General features: G+C 66.3%; 25 protein-coding genes. 6 read left to right on the top strand and 19 right to left on the bottom strand.

What is annotated here, in order from left to right; genetic code table 11:
- Positions 1 to 434: 434 nt before the first annotated feature.
- Complete coding sequence (locus L5G33_RS04000) at positions 435 to 1,388, bottom strand: sigma-70 family RNA polymerase sigma factor (protein ID WP_236996859.1); 954 nt, start codon at positions 1,386 to 1,388, stop codon at positions 435 to 437.
- A 29-nt stretch (positions 1,389 to 1,417) separates the two neighbouring features.
- The gene (locus tag L5G33_RS03995; RefSeq protein WP_236996858.1) at positions 1,418 to 1,852 is read right to left on the bottom strand and encodes a VOC family protein; all 435 of its coding nucleotides are present in this window, start codon (positions 1,850 to 1,852) and stop codon (positions 1,418 to 1,420) included.
- Between the two features lie 118 nt (positions 1,853 to 1,970).
- Here L5G33_RS03995 and L5G33_RS03990 point away from each other — a divergent pair, with 118 nt between their 5' ends.
- A complete protein-coding gene (locus tag L5G33_RS03990; RefSeq protein ID WP_236996857.1) occupies positions 1,971 to 2,288 on the top strand; it encodes an XRE family transcriptional regulator in 318 nt (105 codons plus the stop codon).
- A 30-nt stretch (positions 2,289 to 2,318) separates the two neighbouring features.
- On the opposite strand, the gene L5G33_RS03985 is transcribed toward L5G33_RS03990, so the two are convergent.
- Both L5G33_RS03985 and L5G33_RS03980 read right to left on the bottom strand, forming a co-directional pair.
- Positions 2,319 to 2,858, bottom strand: coding sequence for an MOSC domain-containing protein (locus tag L5G33_RS03985; RefSeq protein ID WP_236996856.1), 540 nt, complete (start codon positions 2,856 to 2,858; stop codon positions 2,319 to 2,321).
- A 35-nt stretch (positions 2,859 to 2,893) separates the two neighbouring features.
- On the bottom strand, positions 2,894 to 3,250 hold the full coding sequence (locus tag L5G33_RS03980; RefSeq protein WP_236996855.1) for a nuclear transport factor 2 family protein: 357 nt from the start codon (positions 3,248 to 3,250) through the stop codon (positions 2,894 to 2,896).
- A gap of 70 nt (positions 3,251 to 3,320) precedes the next feature.
- Between L5G33_RS03980 and L5G33_RS03975 the strand changes: the two genes are divergently transcribed.
- Positions 3,321 to 4,199, top strand: coding sequence for a LysR family transcriptional regulator (locus tag L5G33_RS03975; protein WP_236996854.1), 879 nt, complete (start codon positions 3,321 to 3,323; stop codon positions 4,197 to 4,199).
- Between the two features lie 25 nt (positions 4,200 to 4,224).
- Entirely contained in the window at positions 4,225 to 5,346 is a 1,122-nt protein-coding gene (locus L5G33_RS03970; RefSeq protein WP_236996853.1) for a class I SAM-dependent methyltransferase, read from the top strand.
- 10 nt (positions 5,347 to 5,356) lie between these two features.
- Here L5G33_RS03970 and L5G33_RS03965 read toward each other — a convergent pair whose 3' ends face one another.
- The 12 genes from L5G33_RS03965 to L5G33_RS03910 form a co-directional block, all read right to left on the bottom strand.
- Positions 5,357 to 5,959 (bottom strand): TetR/AcrR family transcriptional regulator, encoded by a 603-nt coding sequence (locus L5G33_RS03965; protein WP_236996852.1) that lies wholly within the window; start codon positions 5,957 to 5,959, stop codon positions 5,357 to 5,359.
- A gap of 157 nt (positions 5,960 to 6,116) precedes the next feature.
- On the bottom strand, positions 6,117 to 7,625 hold the full coding sequence (locus L5G33_RS03960; protein WP_236996851.1) for an aldehyde dehydrogenase family protein: 1,509 nt from the start codon (positions 7,623 to 7,625) through the stop codon (positions 6,117 to 6,119).
- Between the two features lie 84 nt (positions 7,626 to 7,709).
- Complete coding sequence (locus tag L5G33_RS19365; RefSeq protein ID WP_236996850.1) at positions 7,710 to 9,506, bottom strand: ABC transporter ATP-binding protein; 1,797 nt, start codon at positions 9,504 to 9,506, stop codon at positions 7,710 to 7,712.
- Positions 9,503 to 11,263 (bottom strand): ABC transporter ATP-binding protein, encoded by a 1,761-nt coding sequence (locus L5G33_RS03950; RefSeq protein ID WP_236996849.1) that lies wholly within the window; start codon positions 11,261 to 11,263, stop codon positions 9,503 to 9,505. The genes L5G33_RS19365 and L5G33_RS03950 overlap by 4 nt, the downstream gene beginning before the upstream one ends.
- Positions 11,230 to 12,270, bottom strand: a complete 1,041-nt coding sequence (locus L5G33_RS03945) for an alpha/beta hydrolase (protein WP_265742466.1) — start codon at positions 12,268 to 12,270, stop codon at positions 11,230 to 11,232. Before L5G33_RS03945 ends, L5G33_RS03950 begins: the two co-directional genes overlap by 34 nt.
- 54 nt (positions 12,271 to 12,324) lie before the next feature.
- Positions 12,325 to 12,969 carry a hypothetical protein gene (locus L5G33_RS03940; RefSeq protein WP_236996847.1) on the bottom strand — a complete coding sequence of 215 codons (645 nt, stop codon included), beginning with the start codon at positions 12,967 to 12,969 and terminating at the stop codon, positions 12,325 to 12,327.
- Between the two features lie 596 nt (positions 12,970 to 13,565).
- On the bottom strand, positions 13,566 to 14,051 hold the full coding sequence (locus L5G33_RS03935) for a nuclear transport factor 2 family protein (protein WP_236996846.1): 486 nt from the start codon (positions 14,049 to 14,051) through the stop codon (positions 13,566 to 13,568).
- A gap of 12 nt (positions 14,052 to 14,063) precedes the next feature.
- A complete protein-coding gene (locus L5G33_RS03930; protein WP_236996845.1) occupies positions 14,064 to 15,818 on the bottom strand; it encodes a flavin-containing monooxygenase in 1,755 nt (584 codons plus the stop codon).
- 34 nt (positions 15,819 to 15,852) lie between these two features.
- Positions 15,853 to 16,692 carry a mycofactocin-coupled SDR family oxidoreductase gene (locus tag L5G33_RS03925; protein ID WP_236996844.1) on the bottom strand — a complete coding sequence of 280 codons (840 nt, stop codon included), beginning with the start codon at positions 16,690 to 16,692 and terminating at the stop codon, positions 15,853 to 15,855.
- Between the two features lie 201 nt (positions 16,693 to 16,893).
- Complete coding sequence (locus L5G33_RS03920) at positions 16,894 to 18,051, bottom strand: acetyl-CoA C-acetyltransferase (protein ID WP_236996843.1); 1,158 nt, start codon at positions 18,049 to 18,051, stop codon at positions 16,894 to 16,896.
- A 27-nt stretch (positions 18,052 to 18,078) separates the two neighbouring features.
- Complete coding sequence (locus L5G33_RS03915) at positions 18,079 to 18,891, bottom strand: SDR family oxidoreductase (protein ID WP_236996842.1); 813 nt, start codon at positions 18,889 to 18,891, stop codon at positions 18,079 to 18,081.
- A complete protein-coding gene (locus L5G33_RS03910) occupies positions 18,888 to 20,150 on the bottom strand; it encodes an acyl-CoA dehydrogenase family protein (RefSeq protein WP_236996841.1) in 1,263 nt (420 codons plus the stop codon). Before L5G33_RS03910 ends, L5G33_RS03915 begins: the two co-directional genes overlap by 4 nt.
- Positions 20,151 to 20,192: 42 nt before the next feature.
- Between L5G33_RS03910 and L5G33_RS03905 the strand changes: the two genes are divergently transcribed.
- From L5G33_RS03905 to L5G33_RS03895, 3 genes are all read left to right on the top strand, one after another.
- On the top strand, positions 20,193 to 21,734 hold the full coding sequence (locus tag L5G33_RS03905) for a FadD3 family acyl-CoA ligase (RefSeq protein WP_236996840.1): 1,542 nt from the start codon (positions 20,193 to 20,195) through the stop codon (positions 21,732 to 21,734).
- 212 nt (positions 21,735 to 21,946) lie between these two features.
- Positions 21,947 to 22,315, top strand: coding sequence for a RidA family protein (locus tag L5G33_RS03900; protein ID WP_236996839.1), 369 nt, complete (start codon positions 21,947 to 21,949; stop codon positions 22,313 to 22,315).
- A gap of 42 nt (positions 22,316 to 22,357) precedes the next feature.
- Positions 22,358 to 22,897, top strand: coding sequence for a MarR family winged helix-turn-helix transcriptional regulator (locus L5G33_RS03895; protein ID WP_236996838.1), 540 nt, complete (start codon positions 22,358 to 22,360; stop codon positions 22,895 to 22,897).
- 92 nt (positions 22,898 to 22,989) lie between these two features.
- Here L5G33_RS03895 and L5G33_RS03890 read toward each other — a convergent pair whose 3' ends face one another.
- From L5G33_RS03890 to L5G33_RS03880, 3 genes are read right to left on the bottom strand one after another with little or no spacing between them, the layout of a single operon-like run.
- Positions 22,990 to 24,021, bottom strand: a complete 1,032-nt coding sequence (locus L5G33_RS03890; protein WP_265742464.1) for a Rieske 2Fe-2S domain-containing protein — start codon at positions 24,019 to 24,021, stop codon at positions 22,990 to 22,992.
- Positions 24,021 to 24,239 (bottom strand): recombinase-like helix-turn-helix domain-containing protein, encoded by a 219-nt coding sequence (locus L5G33_RS03885; protein ID WP_236996836.1) that lies wholly within the window; start codon positions 24,237 to 24,239, stop codon positions 24,021 to 24,023. Before L5G33_RS03885 ends, L5G33_RS03890 begins: the two co-directional genes overlap by 1 nt.
- Positions 24,240 to 24,249: 10 nt before the next feature.
- The gene (locus tag L5G33_RS03880) at positions 24,250 to 25,212 is read right to left on the bottom strand and encodes a PDR/VanB family oxidoreductase (protein ID WP_236996835.1); all 963 of its coding nucleotides are present in this window, start codon (positions 25,210 to 25,212) and stop codon (positions 24,250 to 24,252) included.

Raw genomic sequence — 25,212 nt, 5'->3', positions numbered from 1 at the left:
GGGCCAGCAATTTCAACACAAGCCAGAAAGCAAAACCTGACCAATCCAAAAAACTGACAAAAACAAAAAACTAACAAACAAAAATGTCCGTCAAAAATTCATCCCTGCCACAAAAAAATACAAAAAAATGTGGCACAAGAAAAAATCCATCACACACTATCGAGTTCTCAAAGAACACACACCCACCAGCACCAACCCAAACAAATCAGGCCGAACTCCAGCGAACATATACTGTTGTATCAACCGTTTCAGGCCGACCTTTCCAACCTACCAGAGCGGGTTTCTCCCAGACAAACTCGCTCGGACTTCGTTGCCGAAGTCACAGTGCGTGAGTTGAGATCGTCTGCCCTGGCTGGGGCTGAAGTTGTCAGCGCGGCGTCGCGCTGACTTCGAATAAGTTACACACGTCTTGCCGAGGACACCAAATCGGCATGTCAGCGCAGTGTCTCGGGCAAGCGCGCCAACGTGAACAGGCGATCGTCGAAGAATGCGCCGACATGGACGACGGCTCCGCCGACGATGCTGACCACGTCGAATTGGAATCGGCGCCACATGTCGCCGTCGCGCATGTACATGCCTGCGGCCGGCAGGCCGTTGCAGACGGTCGGGATCATCCTTATGTCGCCGGCGGTAGCGGCCGGGCACTGCATGGCGGTGAGTACGCCGATCTCGGCGGCTCCCCGATACCACCCGGGGAACGGCGGCATCTCCCATACGGCGTCGTCAGCGAGGACTCCGACGACGCCGTCGATGTCGTGGTCGGCGAACGCGCGACAGAATTCGTCGAAGACTGCACGTTCGGTGTCGGTCAGTTCGGATGCGCGACGTCCGTCCTTCCGTGTCCCCTCTCCCACCGTGCGGCGTGCGCGAGCGAGCGCACTGTTCGTTGCCGCGACACTCATGCCCAGTAGGTCTGCGGTCTCGACGGCGCTGAACGCGAGCACTTCCCGCAGGATCAGGACTGCTCGTTGTCTGGCGGGCAGGTCCTGCATCGCCGCGACCATGGCGAGCCCGACGCTCTCTCGTCCCACCACGGTGTCTGCCGGATCGCCGATCGCCGCGTCGGGCAGCGGCTGCAGCCAGAGTCGTTCCTCGTCGGCGCTCACCGGGATCCGCGGGTCGGACGGTTCGGCTCCGAGTCCGGTCGGGAGCGGCCGCCGCGACCGGCCGTCCAGCGCGGTGAGGCAGGTGTTGGTCGCGATCGTGTACATCCAGGTGCGGACCGACGATCGTCCCTCGAATCGGTGGAACGCCTTCCACGCTCGCAGGTACACCTCCTGCAGCACGTCTTCCGCATCGGTCGCGGAGCCGAGCATCCGGTAGCAGTGGACGAGCAGTTCCGCGCGGTACGAGGCGGTGGCTGCCTCGAAGGACGGTTCGTCGATCACGCTGTACCCCTTCTCCTCGACGACTCGAGTCAACCCTGCTGCGCCGCGTACGCCTGTGGCCCGACTTCCGCGGCTGCCGGATCCATCCACATGATCTCCCACGCGTGGCCGTCGAGATCGAAGAACGACCGTCCGTACATGAACCCGTGTTCCTCGGTGTCGCCTGCGGTCGCACCGGCGGCCATCGCCTTGTCCACCACGGCATCGACCTCGTCACGACTCTCGGCGCTGAGGCAGACGATGCAGCCGCTCGCCGTATGCGCGTCGAGGACCTCCTTCCCCAGTACGAAGCTCTTGTAGACCTCGCGCTGCAACAGCATCGCGACGATCGAGTCGCCGAGCACGAGTGCGAGCGCGTCACCGTCGCAGAAGTTGTCGTTGAACTCGTATCCCATCGAGGTGAAGAACGCGCGGGACGCGTCGAGGTCGGCGACGGGCAGGTTCACGAAGATCATCTTGTGCATGGGAGTCCTCCAGGTCAGCGGCGCCTCGGTCGGGTGCCGTCACAGATATAGACCCGCGCCGCACAGCAAACTGGTCGCTCCGGCGAGAAGTCGCGTTCGCCGGATGCATGATGGAGGCATGGCAACCATCGAATTCCACATGGACGGTTCTCTCGCACGCGCGGCGCGACATCTCTGCCGGGTCTCGGTCCGGACCATCGCCCGCAACGCGGAGATCGACCCCGCAGCGCTCCGCAAGTATGAGAAGGGCGCGGACATCCTCGACGAGGCGCAGGTTCAGCGGCTGACCGACGCCCTCGTCACGTACGGGGCGATGTTCGTCGTGGAGGACGAGTTCGGCGGCGTCGGCGTGCGCCGCAAGTTCACGCGCACCGGGGTGCGGATGATCGAGAACTGGGAGAGCGAAGGCGGTCCCGTCGGCGACGATGACGTCTGAGCGGGGCGCCTGATAGGACGTGTGGGACTGTCAGCGCGCGAGTGAACAGATCGTCGGTGCGTCGTCTGGCACGCGCAGGACGCTAATCGCGTCGCCCGCGGCGACAGGTCCGCGTTTGACGACGCGCAGATATGGTCCTGGCCGACGTTCCTGCGCGAATCGTTTGACCCATCCGTCGCTGTCGTCGCCCATCCAGCGAGCGAACGTCTGGCACGGGATCCGCGGCGACGTGACTTCGCCGATCACGTCGTGCCCGATCCGCCACTGTTCGCCGACTCGCGCCGCGTTGACGTCGATGCCTTCGGTTCGCAGGTTCTCGCCGAAGAATCCGAACGGGATCTCGCGTCCCAGTTCGCTCTCCCAGAAGTCGATGTCTTCCTGCGCGTACACGTAGATCGCCTTGTCGAGGCCACCGTGATGCTTCCGGTCGACCTGGACGTCGGCGTACAGACCGTAGTCGCCGACTTTGACGGGTCCGTCGACGGGGCCTTTGTCGATCGCGGTGACTCCTGCCCGCCCGGAATCCGGGTGGAGGGCTCGGACGACGCAGACGGCGAGCACAGAGGGCATGGCGTCATGATACGTCCCGGGTGTTCCGACGCCGGTTACGACGACGCCGCAAGGATCGCTCTCGGGTCGAAGGTCACGTCGACCGTGGAGATCTGGCCGTCCTCGATGTGTGTCCAGTTTGCGACGGCGGTCGCGGGCGCCCCACCCATGGCGAGGTCGAACCACGTGATCACGTCGGAGCCGTCGGCCACCCGTTTGCGGACGACGATCGAATCGGTGCCTGCGGCCATGCCGGATAGGCCTTTGAGGAACTCGTCGGGGCCGTTTGCCGTCCCGAACACGCCGGTGAAGCGGCAGTCTGGCGACAGACGTGCGGCGAGATCAGTGAAGTCCTTGCGGGCCCAGCAGTCGAAGTAGAGTTCGGCGATCGCGGTCGGTGTCATCGTTCTCATACGTCTACGGTCGCGCCACCGAGATCATCAGTCCAACAGCTGGTTGTTATGAGAGCTAGCATCATTGGTTATGGAACTGCATCAGTTGCGATACCTGGTGGCGGTCGCCGATCTTGGCTCGTTCACCGCGGCGGCCGCTCGCTTGCACGTGAGCCAGTCCGGAGTGTCGGCCCAGATCGCCAAGCTGGAGCACGAGGTCGGACATCGACTGCTCGACCGGCGGGGGCGGACCGTCTCGGCGACGGCCGCCGGTCACGAAGTGCTCCCGCACGCGCGTGCTGCGCTCGCATCGATCGCCACCATCGACGCCGTCAGCGACGAACTGTCCGGCGTGGTACGTGGAAGCCTTCGCCTCGGAACCGTCATCGGCTGCACCGTCCCGGGCTATCTCGCGGGATTCGCCGCGTTCCGTCGCGCCCACCCCGGTGTGAGTGTCAGCGTCGTAGAGTCCAACTCCGACCTGCTCATCGACGATCTCGCGGCAGGCAGGCTCGACGTCGCGCTCGTCGCGCACACCGATCCGCTGCCTGACGAGGTCACCGGACTCACGGTGATCCGGGAACCGATCGCCGTCGTCGTTCCCGTCGGCCACCCGTGGGCCGCTCGAGACTCGGTCGCGTGCGCCGAACTCGTCGACGTCACCGTGCTGAGCTTGCCGCCCGGTACCGGCGTCCGATCCGCATTGGCGTCGACGTGCGCCGTCGCGCGCGTAGATGTGACACCTGCGGTGGCCGCGCATTCGCCCGATTCGGTCCTCGCCCTCGCCGAACTCGGTAGCGGTGTCGGCGTCCTGACGGCCGCCATGGCCGTCGGGCGGGATGCGTTGGCCGCGATTCCGGTGACGGACTCGGTCGAAACGTCGCTGTCGTTGGCCGTGGGTTCGACGCCGTCGGCCGCCGCTCGAGCAATGACCGCCGCACTCGCGAACGAGTTGCTGCCTGCCCAGTGATCAGCCTGCCCAGTAGTCTGCGGTGGTGGATCTGGACGAGTTGAAACGCTTCCCCGACGTGGACGGACCGAGTCTGCCGGCGTCGGACGCCGCGGACCGGCTGATCCTCGACGAGGCCGCCCCCCATCTAGCCGACGCACCACCGGGATCGGTGTCGGTGCTGGACGATGCGTACGGGGCGTTGACGATCGGGTCGGTGACGATCGGGTCGGGGGCCACCGACGTGCGCGTCCACCAAGATCTGCTCACCGGGCAGCGGGCGCTCGCCGCGAACGCCGACCGCCTCGGTGTCGGTGGCATCCACCCGCTCGGGTTCGCTCCGGAGGTCGTTGACGGCGCGCGTGTGGTGCTCATGCGCCTGCCGCGGTCGCTCGACCGGCTGGCCGAGGTATCGGCACTCATCGCAGCCACCGCGGATCCCGGCGTGGTCGTCGTCGCGGGTGGTCGGATCAAGCACATGTCGACGCAGATGAACGAGGTGCTCCGCGGATCGTTCGGGCGCGTGGACGTCAGCCATGCGCGGCAGAAGTCGCGGGTGCTGTTCGCGCGGGCGCCGAGGCGAGAGGCCGCCACCGAGCTTCTCGCTTCATGGCCCAGGTCGGAGACCCACGACGGGCTGACCGTCGTCGCGCACGGCGGCGTGTTCGCAGGGGCCCGCATCGACATCGGCACGCGTTTGCTGCTTGAGGTGCTCACCGACGCGGTGCCGGTCGCGTCGACCGCCGTCGACCTCGCATGCGGCAACGGAGTCGTCGGCGCCGCGTTGGCGCTCGCCCGGCCTGCAGTGACTGTGACGGCGACCGACCGCTCCGCGGCCGCTGTCCGATCGGCCCGAGCGACCGCAGATGCGAACGGTGTCGCCGACCGGGTCGACGTCGTGCAGGCGGACGGCCTCGAATCGGTCGGCTCCGGATCACAGGAGCTCATCGCGTTGAATCCGCCGTTCCACGACGATGCGGCCCTCTCGACGGGCATCGCACATCATCTGTTCGCCGAAGCTGCGCGCACGCTCGCGAGGGGCGGTGAACTGTGGTGCGTCTGGAATTCGCACCTGCGCTACCGCGGGTCACTCGAACGGATAGTCGGCCCGACGAGGCAGGTCGCGCGGAACGCGAAGTTCACGGTGACCGCGTCCGTGCGCCGCTGATCACACGTCGTCAGCGCGGCAGCAGACCGTCCAGCACGACGGTCAGGTACTGGTCGGCTATCTCGTCGATCGACTTCGCGCCGCCCGGCCGATACCAGCGGACCGCAACCCACACGGTGTCGCGGAGGAACCGGTACACCAGGTCGACATCGAGATCGGGGCGGAATTCTCCGTCGTCGACGCCGCGCTGAAGCGCCGACGCCCAGAGGGCACGGAATTCGATGTTGCGTTCGTTGATGTAGGAGAAGCGCTCCTGCCCGCCGAGCTGACGGGCCTCGTTCTGATAGATGGCGACCGCGGTGTGCCGCGCGTCGATCGACTCGAAGGACGCTATCACGAACTGGCGCAGCGTATCTGCCGCGTCCAGGCTGGCCGCGTCGATCTCCTGGTAGCGGGCGAAGAGCGTGTCCAGGAAGCCGCGAAGCAGTTCGTCGACCATCGACTCCTTCGAGTCGAAATGGTGGTACAGGCTCCCCGACAGGATGCCCGCGGCATCGGCGATGTCACGAACAGTGGTCGATCGCAGACCGCGTTCGGCGAACAGTTCGCCCGCGATCCCGAGCAGTTGGTCTCGCCGGGCCGAGCCCGCCGCGGTCGACTTCGCCGCCACCATGTGCCTCCATTCACCTGACTACCGATCCACCCTAGCAAGTGCTTGGTTTCGCTGGCGGGACGGCATTCGTCAGTGGCGACAGCAAAGGCGAGACCCCGCGAGCTACCGGGCTCGCGGGGTCTCGATGTCGCCCGACCAGCAGGTCGGGGAGAACGGGTCAGCCCTTGGCGGACTTGCGCGAAGCCCGCCCCTGGAGGAAGCGCCACATCGTCATCTGCATCTTGGTCAGACGCTTGTCGCTCTTGGTGAACGGCGCCGACATGATCTGCGCGAAGCTGATCGGCATCGTCGAGACCGTCACCGCGCGGGCGTGGCTGAACGTCTCGAAACCGAACTTGCCGTGGTAGCTGCCCATGCCGGACTTGCCGACGCCGCCGAACGGCAGACCGCTCGACAACAGGTGCAGCGCGAAGTCGTTTCCGCTGATCGAGCCGCTGCGCGTGTTGTCGGCGACGCGCTGCAAATTCTCGTTGTCCTTGCCGACCCAGTACAGGGTGAGCGGATGGCCCGCCGAATTGATCTTGTCGATCGCCTCAGCCAGGTTGCGGTACGGGTAGACGGTCAGGACCGGGCCGAAGACCTCGTCCTCCTCCACCTTCATCCCCGCCTTCACACCGGTCAGCAAGGTCGGCGGAATCTTGCGCGCCTGTGCGTTCGGCAGATCCTCGCCCGCCGGGATCACCTGGTGCTTGGTGGCGCCGAGCTCCACAGCGTCGTCGATCAGCCCAACGATACGGGTGTAGTTCTTCTCGTTGATCGTCGACGTGTACTCGCCGTTCTTGAGGATCGTCGGGAAGTTCTTAGTCCAGCGTGCGACGACCTTCTCGGTGAACTCGCCGACCTTGCTCTCCGGGACGAAGACGTAGTCGGGGCACAGGCAGACCTGCCCACCGTTCACCATGCGAGCGTCGGCGAGGAAGTTCGCAGCCTCGGTGATGTCCTGCACCGGGTCGACGATCGCCGGGTTCTTCCCGCCGAGTTCGAGCGTCACCGGGGTGAGATTCTTCGCGGCTTCCTGCGCGACCGACTTGCCGACCTCGGGCGAACCGGTGAAGAACATGTGGTCGACGTCGAGCTTCGCGAAGTCCGCGCCGCCGCCGTGCTTGCTGGTGACGACGGCGAACTCCTCGATCGAGAAGTAGTCGGGAGCGACCCGCGCGATGACGTCGGTGGTCTTCGCGGTGACCGACGACGGGCGCATCAGCACCCGGTTACCCGCGGCGAACGCCGAACCGGCAGGAACGATCGTCAGCTGCAGCGGGAAGTTCCACGGCCCCATGATGCCGACGACGCCGAGCGGCTCGTGACGCAGGCGCTGCTTGTAACCGAGCAGCCCCTGCAGCTTGGAGACGTTCTCCTCCTTCATCCACTTCTCGGCGTCGCGCCGCTGGTGGGTGAGGTCGATCATGCAGCCCGCGACGTCCGCGGCGATGGACAGTTCCTTCGGACGCGTGCCGAAGTCTTCGTTGAGCGCCTCGGTGATCTCGTCGGCGTGGTCGAGGAGCATCTGGCCGAGTCGGTTGATGCGGCTGACGCGAGTCTTCGCGTCGGGGATCCCGTCACGCAGGAACGCGGCCTTCTGGATCTCGAGCAGCTCAGTCAGGCCGTGCGCTTCGGACGACACCTTGTCGCCGGCACGCACCACAGTTTCTGCAGGCTTGGTCATTGGGACCCTCCACTTCATGGCGAACCGCCATCGGTTGAGACAAATTCTGAAACTCATCCCATCGTACCGGTCTCGTGGGATGAATCACAGAGGCATGCCTTGTAACCTCGCGAACTCGCGTCCCGACGCGGTCAGCTCGTCGAGAGTGCCCGATTCGACGATCCGGCCGCCGCCGAGTACGAGGATCCGGTCCGCGAGGGCGAGCGTCGAACGACGATGCGTCACCACGACGGACGTCGTACGACGCCGCAGCTCAGAGACCCCTCGCTGGATCAGCAACTCCGATCGTGGGTCTGCAGCGCTCGTCGCCTCGTCGAGGATGAGGATGCGGGGTCGTGCGGCCAACGCACGCGCCACTGCGACCAACTGTTTCTCCCCCGCACTCAACGTGTCGTGGTCGCCCGACACCCGAGTGCCGCGCCCACCGGGGAGTACCGCGACGATCTCGTCGATGACGTCCGACCGTGCGTCACCGCCGAAGTCGATGTTCTCCCCGACCGTGCCGGAGAACAGCCACGGCTCTTGAGCTACGACCGCGAGTTGTGTGCGCGCCTCGGTGCGGGTCCATCCGGCGATGTCGCTGCCGTCGACGGTGATCGACCCCGCGTCCGGATCGTAGAAGCGTTGCATGAGTGAGGTGATGGTCGTCTTGCCCGATCCGCTCGCGCCGACGATCGCGACCGTCTGGCCAGGCTCGACAACGAAGTCGACGCCGTCGAGGAGCGGCCGGTCCGCGCCGTAGGAGAACGAGACGTCGTCGAACACGATGCGCGGCGGCCGAGAGTGCCGTCCGCTGGACGTCGGCGGTGGATCATCGATCGCGGGCGCGGACTCGGCGGGCTGCGCGAGGAACTCGCGGACGCGCCCGTAGGAGACCAGCCCAGACTGAAGGCGAGGCAGCGTGCTTGCGAGGGACGAGACCTGATTGGACAACTGGCTGGCGTACATGACGACCGCCTGCAGCGCGCCGAGGGTGACCGCGCCGTCGAGCATCTTCACGGCCCCGAACACGGCGATCGCGATGAACACGAGCGCGTTGCACACGGTCATGATCGGCGACAGCGAACCGCTCCACGTCTGACCGGCGCGGGTCGCGTGCGCCAGTCGGGTGTTGAGTCGGTCGAAATTCCTCGCGGGCCCGTCGTGCGCGGCGTAGGCGGCGAGCATGTCGCGGGCCGAGTAGACGTCCTCGATGTGCGCGGTGAGGTCGGACGTGGTGGACCACTGCCGCTGCATGTGCGGCCGCGCGCGGCGGAGCACGAGAACGGATGCGATGACGACCAGCGGCACCGACGCGACGGCGACCCCGAGGAAGAACGGCGACACCAGACCGAGTGCGACGAGGACGAACACGATCGTCGCGACGATGACCGGCAACTGAACGAACACCGGTCCGATCGCCGTCGCCAGATTGTCGACGTCGACGGTGGTGGTGTTCAGAATGTGCCCACGCCGTCCCCCGTCGACGGTAGACATCGGCAGCCGGTGGACAGTGCGTTCGAGCGCCGTCCGGATCCGGCGGACCGTGTCCTGAACGAATGCGTTGAGAAGCAGTCCGCTGGTCGATCTGGCCGCGAGGATCGCCGCGATGAGACCGAATCCCTGCCCGGTGCGAGTCCACAGTTCCGGCCAGTCCACGCCGTGCCCGGGGACGGCCCCGCTCCGGGCGACGAGGTTGGCGGTCAGGTCATCGCCGCCCGCGCGGTAGGCGTCGACGACCTGGTCGAGGGAGACCCCGGACGGCAGACGCGAACCGATCGCTCCAGCGAAGACGACATCGGTTAGCTGTCCGAGGACATACGGAAGCAGGACGGTCGCCGCTGTCGCGACGAGCGCGGCGACGAGTGCGAGGACGATCCTGGCCTTGCCCCTTGCGATCACGTGCCCACCTCAGCCGCAGTGAGTTCCCGGTAGACGCTCGACTCGGCCACGAGGTCCCGGTGAGTCCCGACATCGACCACGGCGCCTCGGTCGAGCACTGCGATCTGATGCGCGTCGGCGAGGCTCCCGATCTGTTGTGCCGCCGCGATCACGGTGGTGTCCGGCAGTTTCCGGCGTACGCCGTCCAGGACTGCGGCGGCCGTCGCCCGGTCCATCGCGGAGAACGCGTCGTCGAGCACCAGCACGCGCGGTGCCCGGACGATCGCGCGAGCGAGTGCGAGACGTTGTCGTTGTCCGCCGGAGAAGTTGCGTCCGCCCTGCGTGACGACAGTGTCGAGACCGTGTCGATCGCGCAGCACACTAGCGACCCGAACCGCAGCGAGCGCCGACCAGAGGACATCGTCGGTGGCGTCCCGATCGGCCAACCGAAGATTGTCCGCGATCGTGCCCGCGACGAGCTGGTGCTCCCCGCCGACATGCGCGACAACGGCTCGCAGCGCGGTCAACCCGACCCGGTCGGTGCGAACTCCGCCGACCCGGACTGATCCCTCTGAGGTCTCGACGATTCGTGCGACGGTCGCGAGCAGTGTGCTCTTTCCGCTCGACGTGCCGCCGATTACAGCGGTGACCTCACCGCCGGCGCATGTCAGGGTCACCGAGCTGACCGCGGGCCGAGTCGCATCCGGATAGTCGACGGTGACGGTGTCGAAGCGGACCTCGAGCGGTGCCGACGCGAACTCGGCCGGCCCCCCGCCTGCGGGCTGGTCGGCGGCGCCGAGCACCTCGCGGATCCGCTCCGCTCCCGCGTTCGCCCGCGGCCACACGGTGGCGATCGGCAAGAACAGGATCAGACCGGACACGACCTGTCCGAGATATCCGGTGAAGGCAGTCAGGTCACCGATCGTCATCTGCGATCGGTCGATCAGGTCAGCGGCCCACACTGTCGCCGCGACCGTGCCGACGTTCGTCACCGCGAGGGTGACCGGCCCGAAGAGCGCCTGCACCGCCCCCACTCTGCGGGCAAGTGCGGTGAGACCGGCGTTCGCCTCGTCGAACCGCTCGCCGACCGCCGCTTCCCTGCCGAACACCCGGATCACGCGAACGCCCGAAAGCTGTTCCCGCAGGGACAGACTCACGCGGTCGACGGCACGCTGCAGCTGACGAGACAGCGGAGTCAGGGCAACGACGAAGACGCCGACGAGCACGACGAGCATCACTGCGACCGCGCCGATGACCGGCGAGAGCCGGACGGATTGGCGGATCGAGAGGACGACGGCACCGACCGTGACGAGAGGCGCCGTGACCGCGGTGGCCGCGAGCACGAACACCGCCTGAATCACGAGGTTGACATCGATTGTCGATCGGGTCAGCAGGGTCGGCGTACCGAGACTCCGGTACTCGACGGCGGTCATCCGGGTGGTTCGACGGTACATCCGCGAGCGCAGATCAGCACCCACGTCGGCCGCCAACCGGGAGGCACACGCCACGGCGACGATCGACGCGACGGCTCCGATTGCGACGACGGCGAGCATGAGCAGACCGATGCGTTCGATGTAGCCGACATCACCTGCCACCACACCGGAGTCGACGATGTGCGCGTTCAGCGTCGGCTGCGCGAGCGCCGCCGACATGGCGACGATCTGCGCGAGGACGATCGACGCGACGCGTCGTTTGTGCGAACCGACCGCGGCCCGGATGAGCTCGACGATCGCCGAATCGCGGATCAAGCGCCGATCGCGCGGCTCAACTGCGGCCACGACTTGTGCAGTTGGTCCTGCCAGTACGGCCACGAGTGTGTTCCACCGATCGGACGGTCGACGGTGGCCGGAATGCGCAACTGCTGCAGGCGCGACGCCAACTGCTCGGTGCACACGCGGGTGGCGGCCTCGATGACTCCACCGGTGACGATGCGGTCTCCGAGCGTCGCGACGTTCGGCACCTCCGACAGGTTGTCGTGCGCGCCCGGCAGTCCGGTGGCGGCGCTCAGATACAGGGACACCCCGCGCAGCCCTGCCGCGTTGATGATCGGGTCGTTCTGTTTCCAGAGCGGTCCGCGCAGCTCACCCCACATGTTGCGGACGTTGCCGCCGCCTCGTGTCTCGACGACGATGCGGATGAAGAGCGTGCCGTGTTCGGTCGACGTGCTCGCACAGCCGCTGTACGAACCGACCGCTTCGTACAGTCCGCGGTTCGCGATCGCCAGATTGAGGACCGACGTCGCAGACGACGAGATCCCGGCGATCGCGTTCTTGCCGGTAGTCGGGTACGTGCCGTCGATGACGGGCGGCAGTTCGTCCGCGAGGAACGTCGCCCACTTGTTGACTCCGAGCTTCTCGTCGGTCTTGACCCAGTCGGTGTAGTACGAGAAGGCACCCTGCATGGGGATCACGACGTACACGTTCTTGTCGGCGAAGAACTTCACGATGTCGGTGTTCCGCTGCCACGTCGCGGAGTCCTCGCCGCCGCCTGCGCCGTTGAGGAGGTACAGGACCGGTGCGGGTTTCGATGTGTCCTTCGGGGTGAGGACGGTCAGTGGGATGTCGCGCCCCATGGACGGCGAGTGCACGGTGATGTCGCGCATCTGGTCGGCCACCGTCGTCGAGCTGACGAGCCTGCCGGGAGAGGCGTGGACGATCCCGGCGGTGAGCCCGGTGAGCCCGGTGAGCGCCAGTGCAGCGGCAGTCACCCCTATAACGAACCGGAGGGCAACGAATCGGAGGATGAAGCGGGGGGCGGAACGGAGGGAGAGGTGCGGGCGCGTCATGAATGGCTCCTCGGGGCGCGCGGAGGCGCGGGGTGGACTGCAGGGCGGGGTCGGTCAGGTACTGCTGACGGGCGGCGGACGCTCGGAGGTGAGGCCGTAGAGCGTGGTCTGTTCGTCGAACTCGACGGTTGCGAACTCGGTCACGCCCCAGCCGTTCACATAGAGGTCGCGGAGCCGTTCGAGGCCGGTCCACACGTAGAAGCGGGTCCCGTTGACGATGCAGAAGTCTTCGACGGTGCGCACGAGCGCTCGGATCACACCGCTGCTTCGTGCTTCGGGGATCACGGCGGCCAGCGGCATGCTGACCGCGCCCGGCTCAGGCGAGGGCAAGGCCGGCCTGTTCCAGAATTCGAGGAGCCGTCGCGCGACCTCGGGATGCGAGGTCAGGAACTCGAGGTCGTCAGGATGTACGCCCGCGCCCGTACCGGGCGAGGTCGCGTCGACCGCGGTCGGGTACCAGACGAGAAGTCCGAGCAGCCCGGGTTCGCCGTCGACGCCGACTACGTGACCGGCCGCGATCAACGGTCTCAGGAGCACGCGCGCGAGTCCGGACCGCGCTGTGCGATCGTCGACGTGCTCACCGAGGACCCACTCGTAGACCGACATCTCGGCGAGGCCGTCGCCGAGGACGACCGCGGCCGCCGACAAGTCGTCGCGGGTCAACCCACGAGCCGATGTGGTAGACGACTTCGACGTCATGGCGGCTCCTTCGCGGTGCGTCGCGTGCTTCAGACGGGGTTGCTTCAGACGGGGAACGGGCCGCGGCGCAGTGTGCGCCGCGGCCCGAGGTGCCGCCGTCAGCCGAACTGGCTGCCGCCTTCGCTGGTCGAACCGATGTCGCCGAGCAGAGCGTTGATGGTCTTCATCAGGTCGTTGATGCCGGAGATATCTGGGATATCAGCCATGAGGTTGCCTTTCGTCGTGGGGTGGGACGAGCCACGCTGCGTCGTCGCGTCGGTACCTGGCGCCATGTCGCTTCTGTGGTTCATTCGGACCATAACCAGTAGTTCGAACGGAGCATCCCGGGTCACTGGATCAAGTGATCGAACCGTTATAAATCCGGCAGAATCATGCCAACGGGCGACCCACCACCTGACGAGGATCAACAGCCCGAAAACCGGGCCTGACCTGACTTCTCAGAGCCGTTTCGAGCACCCCTTCTCAACTGGAATCACCGTGTGTCACATCAGCCACCCGCGCATCACCCAGCGCGCGGCTCTACCCGGTCGAACCCATTCGACGACAGCGCAGTTCTGTGCCAGCCGCTGACGCGGACACCTGTCGACCTCGTGCGGTCAATCCGGATGCTTGACCGACTCGAACGTCCGGTCCGGCCAGAAGAACGGGAGCTTGATGCGTGCGAACTTCCACACCCCGCCCTCTTTCCGATAGTCGTCCTCGTACATGCCGAGGTAGTACAGGGGGTTCGCGTGGCCACCTGTGGTGGTGCAGTGACCGCTGCCCGCCTTCTGTCTGGTCAGCAGATCGATGAGGTAGCAGCGGCCGTGCGCGCTGTCTGATCCGGTCAGCGTGATCCACGGGTTGGTGACGACGTGCATCGTGTCGTACGGCTCGCCCAACCGGTCGAGTTCACGGGTGAAGTTCGCGATGATGGTGTCGCGGCCGATCCAGTCACCGCCGTACTCTTCCGGGAATTCGCACACCGCGTCTTCGCAGAACAGCGTCGTCAAGCCCGCGACGTCGTGCCCGTCGAAGTAGTTCGAGTAGCCGATCCGGAGCTGCCGAATTTCCTCTATCTGCAGAAGCTCGTCGATTGTCATGTCGTTGCCCTTCTAGGTTTGGGTCGTGAGATGGTCCTGGCCGATAGCCAGCGCGAGATAGCGGTTGTACATGCGTGCGAAGCCGAGATTGCCACCGGTGAACCAGAATCCGGGCTGCGCTGTGCGACGCCACACGCCACGCACCTCGCCCTCGTCGTCGAGACCCCAGACCGACCCACAGCGGTCGGCGAGGTCGTCGCCGAAGATCGCGCGCGCCGTGTTCTCCATGCCGCCGAAGCCGGTCGCGAGCACCACGGCGTCCGCGGTGACGTGTGAACCGTCCGACAGCACGACGTCGGAACCGTCGTAGCCAGCGACTGACACGCCCGATCGGACTGCGATGGTGCCGTCGGCGATGTACCGGCTGCATCCGACGTCGATGTAGTAACCGCCACCACGTCCGAGGAACAGGCGCATGGATCCCGTCCCGTCTTCGCCGGACGAGAGCGCAAAGCCCGCGGCGGCGAGGTCGCGGCGCAGGTCGGCGTCGTACTCCGCCATTGCTGCCGTCGCCGCCTGTAGACCCGCCGTCGAAACCGCGGACAGATGAGGTGACGACGCGCCGAGATAGTCGGAGATCGAGGTCGGCGGAGAGTCGTCCGAATACGCGGCGCCCATCATGACCTCGCTGACTGCACCCGCACTGACCACATAGGTTGGCCCGCGCTGGATGAGCGTCACTCGGTCACCGTGCTCCACGAGATCCTGAGCGACGTCGTGTCCGCTGTTGCCGGTGCCGACCACCACAACCTGCTTGCCTCCGTAACCGCCGCCCCGATAGCCGCTCGAGTGGGTGACAGGTCCGTCGAACTCGCCCTGCACATGCGGCGTCTGCGGCACGGTCCCGCTGACACCGGTCGCGAGGACGATATGCGCGGGCGACACCGTCCGCGTGGTCTCGACCCCGCCGGCGTCGGCACGGCGCACCGTGACCCGCCAGCGATCGCCGACTCGATCAGCGCCGGCGACCGTCGTGGAACACCAGACGTCGAGTTCCATCGCCGATGCGTACAGCTCGAGCCAGTCACCCACCTTCTCTTTGGGCGCGAACACCGGCCATGTCTGCGGATACGGAAAGAACGGCAGTTCGTCGTAGTGAACCGGGTCGTGCAGGACGAGCGAGTCGTATCGTCTGCGCCAGTTGTCGCCGACCCGCTGATTCTGGTCGACGAGCAGCGGCCGCAGACCCATCGCACGCAGATAGGCGGCAAGCCCGAGACCGCTGTGCCCCGCTCCGACGATGAGTACGTCCGGTTCTCCGTCGGCCAGGTCGCGTTCCGCCGCGCGTCGTGCGTGCCACGTCCGACCGTCGACCGAGTTGCCGTCCGGCCTGGCGGCCCCGGCCGCGAACGGCAGGTCGCGGAGTTCTTCGAGCGTGGTGAAGAGCGACACCGCGCGCCATCTGCCCTCTGCCTCAACCAACCGGACCAGGCCCTGGCCGCGGCCGTCGACGGTATCGAACGCGAGGAACGCGGTCACGAGGCCGCGGTCGCCCGGCAGCACTGCGATAGACCCCGGCGGGGCCGCTACCTGCACGGCGCCACGAAGCACGCCGCGTGCACTGAGGGCCTGTGCGGCCAATGCGGCGGACCCCTGCCTGCTGTGTAGGTCGCCGGTGAACGCCAGCAGATCACGCCACCACGCGTCCTCGCTGAACAGGCCTGCCGCGCCCGCGCCCGTATGGACCGCCTCGGAGAAGCGCGCCGCCCACTCGGAGGCGACCGCTTCACCGTCGACCGCGTCGAATTGTTCGAGGAGTTCTGTCATTCGATAAGCCCCGTCATCTGTCGGTTCTCCCCCGTCACTTGATGCAGTAGCCTGCGTCGACTTTGAGCTCGTTGCCGGTGACGTACCGAGCCTCGTCCGACGCCAGGAACAGCAGCGCATTGCTGATGTCGTCGGCTTCGACCCACGGGATCGGCAGCGCATTGGTCGTGGTGAACACCGGTGCCGCTTGCTCTGTGGTTGGGTGCTCCTCATCTGGCAGGAACAACTTGAACGTCGCTTCGTTGAGGATCATGTCGGTGGCCACGCCGGTCGGATGGATGGTGTTGACTCGAATCGAGTGGGGGGCCAGTTCGAGCGCGAGCGTCTTCATGAGTCCCACGACAGCGTGTTTGCTCGCCGTGTACGGCGCGACGTTCGGCGTGCCCTTGATACCGGCCGTCGAGCTGGTGAGGATGATCGACCCGCCCTTGCCCGCGTCGATCATGGCGGGTGTCACGGCTTTGCAGGTATGCCAGACGCCTTTGAGGTTGATGTCGAGGACGTCGTCCCAGTCGTTCTCACTGACGAGGTGGGACGGGTCGCCGAAGACGAAGATGCCCGCGTTGGCGCTGACGATGTCGATTCCACCGAAGTCGGTGACTCCGTCGGCGACGACTCTCGCCACCGCGTCGAAGTCGCGCACGTCTGCTGTCGCCGACACGATGCGACCCCCGAACTGCTTGACCTTGTCGATCGTCTCGGCCATGTCGTCGTCGGAGGCTCCGGGGTAGAACCGCTCCACGCTCGGGATCGGCGCACAGACATCGAGCGCGATGATGTCGGCGCCTTCCTGCGCCAGCCGGATCGCATGACTGCGGCCCTGTCCGCGTGCGGCCCCGGTGATGAATGCGACCTTGCCGTCCAACCTGCCCATTGCCCGCTCCTCTCATCGAATACGTGTCTCTGATAATAGTTACACTGGTTAATTGTGTTGTCAATGTCACACATAATCGATTTGAGGAGGTAGGTCACCATTGCGACGGAGTGAGGAAATGCACTGCGGGCGAGCACCTTCCGGTGCTCGCCCGCAGCGTGGGGGTCTCGTGTGGGTGACGTCTGAGGTCCTGCTGTCCAGTCAGCCGAGACGTTCGATGATCGTCACGTTGGCGGTGCCGCCGCCCTCGCACATGGTCTGCAAGCCATAACGCCCACCGGTGCGTTCGAGTTCGTTGAGCAGGGTCGCGAACAGTTTGGCCCCGGTGGCGCCCAGCGGATGCCCCAGCGCGATACCGCCGCCGTTGACGTTGACGCGGGCCGGGTCGGCTCCAGTCTCCTTAAGCCAGGCGAGAACGACCGGCGCGAACGCCTCGTTGATCTCGACGACGTCGATGTCATCGATGGTCATGCCGGTCTTCTCCAGCGCGTGCTTCGTCGCGGGAATCGGTGCGGACAGCATCATTACCGGGTCGTCGCCGCGCACCGACATGTGGTGGATGCGAGCACGCGGAGTGAGTCCGTATCGAGCGAGCGCGTCCTCCGAGACGACGAGCGTCGCCGACGCACCGTCACAGATCTGCGAGGCCACGGCAGCGGTCAACTCGGAACCTTCGGCGAGCACCTGCAGCGAAGCCATCTTCTCCAGCGACGTCTCGCGCGGACACTCGTCGACGACACAGTCGCCCAACGGGACATACTCGTTGTCGAAGCGTCCCGCGGCGATCGCCGCGCGGGCGCGTTCGTGGCTCTGCAGGGCCCACGCCTCCATATCGGTGCGGCTGATGTCCCACCGCTTGGCCATCATGTCGGCTCCGACGAACTGGCTGATCTCGGCGCCGCCGAACCGCTTGGTCCAGCCCGGCGACTCCGCAGTGGGGGTGGTGAAGCCGAGCGGCTGGCCCGCGATCATCGCCTGGCTGATCGGGATGGCGCTCATGTTCTGAAGTCCGCCTGCGAGCACGACGTCCTGCGTCCCGCTCATCACGGCCTGCGCCGCGAAGTGGATCGCTTGCTGACTCGACCCGCACTGCCGGTCGACGGTGGTCCCGGGGACACCGAGCGGCATACCCGCGGTGAGCCACGCCGTCCGCGCGACGTTGCCAGCCTGAGGTCCGACGGTGTCGACGCAGCCGAAGATCACGTCGTCGACGACCTCGGGGGCGATGCCGGTGCGGTCAATGATCGCGCGGATCACATGTGCGCCGAGATCGGCGGGGTGAATCGCGGCGAGGGACCCCCCGCGCTTGCCGACCGGCGTGCGGACGGCGTCGACGACGTATGCCTGAGGTGCGGTCATGGTGTGACTCCTTCGTGAATGCGCGGGTCAGGCGCGCTGGCTGGAGATCGAGACGATCTCGCCGGTCAGGTAAGTGGTGTAGTCGCTGGCGAGCATCGCGATGGTCGCGGCGATCTCCCACACTTCGGCGGCCCGGCCGTACGCTTCGCGCGAAGCGAGCTCGTCGAGCAGTTCGTCTGAGGTGACCTTCGCCAGAAACGGGTGCTTGGCGATCGACGGCGCGACCGCGTTGATGCGGACGCCGTAGTCGGCGGCTTCGACGGCGGAGCAACGGGTGAGTGCCATGACACCGGCCTTGGCTGCGGCGTAGTGGGCCTGCCCGCGCTGGGCACGCCAGCCGAGGACCGAGGCGTTGTTGACGATGATCCCGCCGTGCGCCGCGTCGCGGAAGTATCGCAGCGCGGCGCGAGTGGAACGGAACGTGCTGGTCAGCGTGATGTCGACGACGCGATCCCACTGTTCGTCGGTCATGTCGGCGACCGGCGTCTCGCCGCCAAGCCCCGCATTGTTGACCAGGACGTCGATGTGTCCGAGACGGTCGGCTGCCGCCGCGATCAGCGCGTCGACCTGCGCGGTGCTCGACACGTCGCAGACGTGCGAGACGACGCGTTCCGCACCGAACTCGGCGCCCAACTTCTCGACGGTCTCGCCGAGGCGTCGCTCGTGGAAGTCAGAGACGAGGACGTCCGCACCTTCGAGCAGTGCGCGACGGGCGGTGGCGAAGCCGATGCCGGTGCCCGCTGCCGCGGTCACGACGACCTTCTTGCCCTTCAGCAGGTCGTGGCCGGCGACCTCATTGGGCGGGGTCGCCAGCGGCGAGGGGGTGACGGGGGAGTTCATGCGCGGGCCTCTCGGGGTAGGCCGAGGACTCGCTCGGCGATGATGTTGCGTTGCACTTCGTTGGAGCCGCCGTAGATCGTGTCGGCGCGACTGAACAGCAGAAGGCGCTGTTGTTCGTCGAGTTCCACGTGTTCGGGGTCGGCAATGTCGTTGGCGCGACCTTCGGTGGTCGCGGCCGGACCGATGAGCGACGGCGCGCCCGCGACAGCCACCGCGAGCTCACCGAGGTCGCGGTGCCAGTTGCCCCACAGGAGTTTCGTGACCGACGCGGCTCCCGCTTCGGAGACGATGTCACCGGAGAGCGTGCGGCGCGCGTTCGCCTCCATGACAGTCAGGCCGACTGTCGCTCGACGGAGCCGCGACGCGATCTCCGGGTTGTCGATCGCGCGGTTGTGCTTGGCCAAGTCGATCAAGTCGTCGAGTTCACGACGGAACCCGACCTGCTGTCCCAGCGTCGAGACGCCGCGCTCGAACTGCAGCAGCCCCATCGCGACTCTCCACCCGTCACCCGGCTCGCCGACGATGAGATCCGCGGATGTTTTCGCGTCGTCGAAAAACACCTCGTTGAACTCGGACGTTCCGGTGATCTGCTGGATCGGACGGATCGTCACGCCGTCGGCGTCGAGAGGGACGAGCAGAAAGCTGAGGCCCTTGTGCCTGGTCGACCCCTTCTCGGTGCGCGCGATGACGAAGCACCACTGCGACAGGTGAGCGAGCGACGTCCAGATCTTCTGACCGTTGATCACCCAGCGGTCGTCGTCGAGGACGGCCGACGTGGCGACGCCCGCGAGGTCGCTTCCGGCACCTGGCTCGGAGTAGCCCTGCGCCCAGAGTTCGGTCACGTCGACGATATGTGGAAGGAATCGTCGCTGCTGTTCGGGTGTGCCGTATTCGATGAGCGTCGGGCCCAGGAGTTCTTCGCCGAGGTGGTTCACGCGCGCGGGCGCACCTGCTCGGGCATACTCGCGGTGAAAGATGATGCGCTGCCCGATCGTGGCGCCGCGACCGCCGTGTTCGACGGGCCAGCCGAGACACGTCCACCCGGCAGCGGCGAGATGCCGGTCCCATTCGAGTCGCTCGGCGAAGAACTCGTGTTCGCTGCCGGGTCCGCCGCGACCCCGCAGATTCGCGAAGTCTCCGACGAGGTTGTCGGCGAGCCAGTCGCGCACCGACTCTTCGAACAGTCGGTCCGCATCGGTCGTGCGGGCCGCCCATTCGCCGAGGTCGACTGCCCGATCGGCGAGATTGATCGTCGTCATGAGACCTAGCTTAACCTAGCAAGCATTTGCTAGGTTTTGATCATGCTTCCGTCCCCGATGACCACCCCCGCCGCCATGCACCGCGCCGAAGAGCTCTGGCCCGATCGAGTCGCCGTGGTCGACGAGCAGTGGGCGCAGCCCGTGCGTCTCACCTGGAGCGAGCTCGGCGATCAGGTGCGGAAGTTCGCCGCGGGCCTGGTCGACGTGGGCGTCGAACCGGGCGACCGAGTAGCCGTATGGGCACCAAACAGCCACCACTGGCCGGTAGCCGCACTCGGCACTCATTACGCGGGCGCCGTCCTCGTGCCGCTCAACACGCGATACACGGTCAGCGAGGCATCGGACATCATCGAGCGGTCGGGGGCAACGGTCGTCGTCGCGTCGGGCGGGTTCGCCGGGATCGATCGGCTCGCCGAGGTGTCGGCCTCGCCAGTCGCGGAGGGACGGACGGTGGTCGGCATCCCGTTGGAGTCACCCGTCGACGCGCCGGACACCATCGCCTGGGATCACTTTCTCGACGTCTCCGACGACGCGATCGTGCTCGCGCGGCAGCGGGCGGACGCCGTCGCCGAAGACGATTTGTCAGACATCCTGTTCACCTCCGGAACCACGGGTTCGCCGAAGGGCGTGCTGGCTGAGCACCGCCACACGCTGGCCGGGTCGCACGCCTGGGCGTCGAACGGACGACTGTCCGACACCGACCGCTACCTGATGGTGAATCCGTACTTCCACACGTTCGGTTACAAGGCGGGGATCCTGCCGTGCCTGCTGTTCGGCGTCACGATGATTCCGCTCGCCGTCTACTCCCCCACCGAGGCGATGCGTTTGATCAACGCCGAGAAGGTGACGGTGTTCCCCGGTGCACCGACGATCTTCCAGACGGTGCTCGACGATCCGGCTCGCCCCGACTACGACCTGTCGAGCCTGCGGCTCGTGGTGACCGGCGCGACGATCGTCCCCGTGGTGCTGATCGAACGCATTCAATCCGATCTCGGGGTCGAGACGGTGCTGACCGCGTACGGGCAGACCGAGACGAGCGGATTCGTCACGACCTGCCGCGCCGACGACGACGCGGTGACTGTCGCCACGACCTGCGGACGTGCCTACGAAGGTATGGAAGTGAAGCTGTCTGACCAGGGCGAGGTCTTGGCGCGTGGCGCGATGGTGATGCGCGGCTACCTCGACGATCCCGAGGCGACGGCCGCGACGATCGACGCCGACGGGTGGCTGCACACCGGAGATGTCGGCACTCTCGATGACCGCGGCAATCTGACGATCACCGACCGGCTCAAGGACATGTACATCAGCGGCGGATTCAACGTCTACCCGGCCGAGGTCGAACAGGTCCTCGCGCGTGTCGACGGTGTCACCGAGGTCGCGGTGATCGGCGTACCAGACGAGCGGATGGGCGAGGTCGGGAAGGCGTTCGTCACCGTCGCGGCCAACGCGACCGTGACCGTCGACGACGTGCTGGCTTACGCCCGTGAACACCTCGCGAACTTCAAACTCCCCCGCTCAATCGAGTTCGTCGATGTATTCCCCCGCAACCCCTCCGGCAAGGTGCTCAAGCGCGAATTGGGCTAGCTAGCTCAGCGCGGCAGCCTCCCCACACTGGCCACGGCCGCGAAGTCGTTTCGAGACGTACTGAACTGAGCCGTCCACGTGACCATTCGGTTCGGGCACACTTTCCTGAACCGCGTCTAGACTCAACGAACTCCAGGACGACCCCCCTTGCGACTTAATAATTAAGCACTAAACTAAATGACGGAACATCGAACCCAGGAGGCCGTAGTCGTATGTCCGTCACCACATCACCGCAGCACCCGTACAGCCCCGCGTACAGCGCGGGCGACCATGTCTACGTGTCGGGAGCACTGTCCGTCGATCACGACTACCGGCCGGTCCCTGGCCGCGACGAGGCACTCGACGCCGCGATCGACCGCATGGTCGATCGTCTCGCGACCGCCGGGGCTGCCATCGACGACGTGGTAAAACTTACCTACTACGTGACTGATCTGTCCCTCCGCGAAGAGGCGAACCGCCAGTTCGAGCGTCGATTCACCGCGCCGCGACCGGCGCGTACCTTCCTCGAAGTGAGCGGTCTCCCCTACGGGGCCACGGTGGAGATCGATGCGATCGCGTACCTGGGGGATCACCAGCGTTGATCGGCGCGAGCCGCAACCTACGGACAGGGAGGAGGACACGTCGTGACCGACCACATCGCCGCGTCGGACGGCGTCGACGACGCAGTTCGCCAATGGCGTTCGGAGAGGCCAGGCCTAGACGTCTCGGCGCTCGAAGTCTTCGGGCGGCTGCACCGGGCCTATCTGCAGTACCAGTCGTCGCTGTCTAACCTGTTCGCCGAATACGACCTCAACATGGCCTCATTCGACGTCCTCGCCGCACTCCGCCGGTCCGGTGCCCCCTATCGCATGACGTCGGGGCAGCTCGCCAAGACGACACTCGTTACGACCGGCGGGGTCACCCTCCGCGTCGACCGGCTCGAGAAGGCCGGGTTCGTCGAACGCAAACGAGACCCCGAAGACCGACGTGTGGTGTACGCGTGCCTCACCACCTCAGGAATGCGTCTCATCGACGAGGCCGCCGAGGCACACTTCGCAAACGAACAGCGCCTCCTGGCGGGCTTGCCCCCCGACGAGCAATCGCAGCTCGCGGACCTGCTCCGCAAGCTGAGCGCCTCCATGAGCGACTCCGCCGCGCCCGATATGGAGAAGGACTCGGCGTAATCCCGCTGGACCGTCACGACGCTGAACCGTCACGACGGACGAGAAGGACGGCCGGCGCGATCCCGCACCGGCCGTTCTTCTCATCCCTCGCGTCAGGCGTCGGCCAACGCCGTCGCCTGCTCCTCGGCCTGCGCGCGGTACATCCGTCGGAGACGGATGACGCCCAGGTCGTGCTGATAGAGGTTCTCCGCCTGGTCTGCGTCGTACGCCATCGCCTCGAGCATGACCCGGTCCTGCTCGAGAACCGCCCAATGCCGCTCCTCCAGGTTGGTGCGGTACAGAAAACGCCACACATCGCGCTCCCAGCCGGAGACGCGTCGGTACCTCCAAAAGAACACCGCGCACGACGTCGCGCCGATGGGGGTCGCCATGCCGACGATGCCGAACGGCCCGCCCGGGCCGGCGGTCGCCGGGTACGGGATCTCGAGATCTACCCAGTCGGCGCCGGTGCGGCAGAGCTCCACCCAGTCGAAGTTCATGCCGCGCTGGTCGGTCTTCTCGAAGAAGAATCCGCGATCGGTCTCCCGGATACGGAAGCGAGCCGACGTCGCGCCGCCGGCCATCGAATGCGACTCGTGGTGCAAGAACGCGCCGTGCATCGGGTCAAGTAGGTTCTCGACCGCGAACCGCCACGGAGCGTTCCACTCCGCGTAGCAGAGAAACGCCGAGACACCTTCGTCGACGAGCGGGTCCGGCAACTGCAGAGGTGCGGGCTCAGCGTCGGGATCGGTGCCGAACCAGGCGAGGATCGCGCCGCCGACCTCTTGCGTGGGAAGGCTGCGGACCAGCTTCTTCCCCTCCAAGTTGCAGCCCGGCATGCCCGGCACCGACAAGACCGTTCCGTCACCGTCCACCTGAACGCCGTGATATTGGCAGGCGATCCGATCACCGAGGTGCATGCCCTGCGAGAGCGGCGCACCGCGGTGTGGGCACCGGTCGGCGAGGATGCGGACTCGTCCGTCGGACTGCCGGTAGACCACCCACTGCTCACCGAGTCGTTCGAGGCGCTTGATCGCCCCGCGCTCCACCCAGTCGGACGGACACACCGCATGCCACTGATCACGCATGCCAGTGGCGAAGATGTCGTCTGCGGACAGCGGGCCCGGGCTGTGTACGCGTGCCATCACTGTTCTCCCATTCGTGCCATCTCGGCCGTGAACGAGTCCTGAGACCACGGCTTGCCGTCTGGGCCGTGGAAGCCGTTCTCGTTGAGGCCTTCGATGAGGGCCTCAAGCGTGTGTCCACCATCCCCGAACACCTCCTCGATCGCGCCTGCGAGCTTCCGCTCGTACGGGGTCGGTTCGAATTTTCGTGCCTGATGCGGCACCAGGTACAGACTCATCGTGTTCCTCCTAGAGGTCGAGTACCAATTCATCGGTCTGTGCGCGCGAAACGCAGATCATCATGGTTTCGCCTGATTCCTGTTCCGAGCTGGAGAGGACATAGTCCCGATGGTCCGGGACGCCGCGGAGAACTCTGGTCTCGCAGCTGCCGCACATGCCTTCACGGCATGAACTCGGCACGTCGACACCCGCGGATTCGAGGACATCGAGGATCGGGGCGTCGGGAGCGACCTCGACGGTCACGCCCGACGCATCGCAGCGCACCGTGATCGCGGAGTCGGCGCCGGGTTCGTCGTCCTCGGCCCGAGACTTCGGCTTGAAACGCTCGAGGCGAACGGTCTCGTCGTCCCAGGCGGTGCCGCGCTGTTCGACGGCGGACAGCAGCCCCTCCGGGCCGCACGTGTACACCAGGGTCTGTGCTCGCGGCACGGACAGCAGAGCGTCCAGGTCGAGAACGCCCTCGCGGTCCTCGCTGACGATGCGAACCCGGTCGCCGTATGCGCTGAGCTCGTCGACGAACGCCATCGTCTCTCGGCTGCGACCGCCGTAGTGCAATTCCCAGTCGGCGCCCGAGCGGTGCGCCTCGGCAATCATCGGCAGCATCGGGGTGACGCCGATTCCGCCGGCGACGAACACGTAGTTCGGTGCGCCAAGGAGTTCGAAGTTGTTGCGCGGCACGCTGACCGGTACGAGGTGCCCTGGTCGTAGCGATTCGTGCACATAGCGGGATCCGCCGCGGGTCGCGGGATCCCGGAGGACGCCGATCCGGTATACGGTCTTGTCCTCCTGGTCGCCGCACAACGAGTACTGCCGGACGATTCCCCTGCCGAGGTGCACGTCGATGTGCGATCCCGGACTCCACTCCGGGAGCGCGGCGCCGTCTGGGTCCTCCAGATGCACCGACACCACCCCGTCTGCCTCCCAGCGCATGGTGCGAACGACCAGGTCGAACGTTCCGGTATCGAGATTCAT

Origin of the sequence: Gordonia liuliyuniae, from assembly GCF_021738805.1 — a bacterium.
GTDB classification, from domain to species: Bacteria; Actinomycetota; Actinomycetes; order Mycobacteriales; family Mycobacteriaceae; genus Gordonia; species Gordonia liuliyuniae.
The sequence above is the reverse complement of the archived record's forward strand: the minus strand, read 5'-3'. Positions and strand labels throughout refer to the sequence as shown.

Bases quoted from the DNA above. Each gene is read 5' to 3' on its own strand.
- L5G33_RS03975 (WP_236996854.1), top strand. From the start codon at position 3,321: ATGGAACTGCATCAGTTGCGATACCTGGTGGCGGTCGCCGATCTTGGC.
- L5G33_RS03965 (WP_236996852.1), bottom strand. From the start codon at position 5,959: ATGGTGGCGGCGAAGTCGACCGCGGCGGGCTCGGCCCGGCGAGACCAA.
- L5G33_RS03935 (WP_236996846.1), bottom strand. From the start codon at position 14,051: ATGACAATCGACGAGCTTCTGCAGATAGAGGAAATTCGGCAGCTCCGG.
- L5G33_RS03990 (WP_236996857.1), top strand. From the start codon at position 1,971: ATGGCAACCATCGAATTCCACATGGACGGTTCTCTCGCACGCGCGGCG.
- L5G33_RS03925 (WP_236996844.1), bottom strand. From the start codon at position 16,692: ATGGGCAGGTTGGACGGCAAGGTCGCATTCATCACCGGGGCCGCACGC.
- L5G33_RS03915 (WP_236996842.1), bottom strand. From the start codon at position 18,891: ATGAACTCCCCCGTCACCCCCTCGCCGCTGGCGACCCCGCCCAATGAG.
- L5G33_RS03910 (WP_236996841.1), bottom strand. From the start codon at position 20,150: ATGACGACGATCAATCTCGCCGATCGGGCAGTCGACCTCGGCGAATGG.
- L5G33_RS03885 (WP_236996836.1), bottom strand. From the start codon at position 24,239: ATGAGTCTGTACCTGGTGCCGCATCAGGCACGAAAATTCGAACCGACC.
- L5G33_RS03920 (WP_236996843.1), bottom strand. From the start codon at position 18,051: ATGACCGCACCTCAGGCATACGTCGTCGACGCCGTCCGCACGCCGGTC.
- L5G33_RS03930 (WP_236996845.1), bottom strand. From the start codon at position 15,818: ATGACAGAACTCCTCGAACAATTCGACGCGGTCGACGGTGAAGCGGTC.
- L5G33_RS03995 (WP_236996858.1), bottom strand. From the start codon at position 1,852: ATGCACAAGATGATCTTCGTGAACCTGCCCGTCGCCGACCTCGACGCG.
- L5G33_RS03890 (WP_265742464.1), bottom strand. From the start codon at position 24,021: ATGGCACGCGTACACAGCCCGGGCCCGCTGTCCGCAGACGACATCTTC.
- L5G33_RS03960 (WP_236996851.1), bottom strand. From the start codon at position 7,625: ATGACCAAGCCTGCAGAAACTGTGGTGCGTGCCGGCGACAAGGTGTCG.
- L5G33_RS03905 (WP_236996840.1), top strand. From the start codon at position 20,193: ATGCTTCCGTCCCCGATGACCACCCCCGCCGCCATGCACCGCGCCGAA.
- L5G33_RS03900 (WP_236996839.1), top strand. From the start codon at position 21,947: ATGTCCGTCACCACATCACCGCAGCACCCGTACAGCCCCGCGTACAGC.
- L5G33_RS03985 (WP_236996856.1), bottom strand. From the start codon at position 2,858: ATGCCCTCTGTGCTCGCCGTCTGCGTCGTCCGAGCCCTCCACCCGGAT.
- L5G33_RS03880 (WP_236996835.1), bottom strand. From the start codon at position 25,212: ATGAATCTCGATACCGGAACGTTCGACCTGGTCGTTCGCACCATGCGC.
- L5G33_RS03940 (WP_236996847.1), bottom strand. From the start codon at position 12,969: ATGACGTCGAAGTCGTCTACCACATCGGCTCGTGGGTTGACCCGCGAC.
- L5G33_RS03980 (WP_236996855.1), bottom strand. From the start codon at position 3,250: ATGAGAACGATGACACCGACCGCGATCGCCGAACTCTACTTCGACTGC.
- L5G33_RS03945 (WP_265742466.1), bottom strand. From the start codon at position 12,270: ATGACGCGCCCGCACCTCTCCCTCCGTTCCGCCCCCCGCTTCATCCTC.